Source organism: Pantoea latae, assembly GCF_002077695.1.
Lineage (GTDB): Bacteria > Pseudomonadota > Gammaproteobacteria > Enterobacterales > Enterobacteriaceae > Pantoea > Pantoea latae.
In genome coordinates, this window is sequence record NZ_MWUE01000074.1 from 1 (window position 1) to 295 (window position 295).

2 rRNA genes are annotated in these 295 nt (G+C 57.6%); both read right to left on the bottom strand.

What is annotated here, in order from left to right:
- Nucleotides 1-112, bottom strand: a 5S ribosomal RNA gene (gene rrf, locus B2J69_RS23510); the annotation flags it as partial.
- A gap of 91 nt (nucleotides 113-203) precedes the next feature.
- Nucleotides 204-295, bottom strand: a 23S ribosomal RNA gene (locus B2J69_RS23515); the annotation flags it as partial.

Below are 295 nucleotides of genomic sequence, written 5' to 3' on the forward strand. Positions count from 1 at the left end.
GGCAGTTCCCTACTCTCGCATGGGGAGACCCCACACTACCATCGGCGCTACGGCGTTTCACTTCTGAGTTCGGCATGGGGTCAGGTGGGACCGCCGCGCTAGTGCCGCCAGGCAAATTCTGTTTTCCGCACCGCCATAAGGCCGCACGGTGTATCCGTCAACAAGCTGAAAATCTGCGTCTCACAAAACGCCTCTGGCGTTGTAAGGTTAAGCCTCACGGGTCATTAGTACCGGTTAGCTCAACGCATCGCTGCGCTTACACACCCGGCCTATCAACGTCGTCGTCTTCAACGTC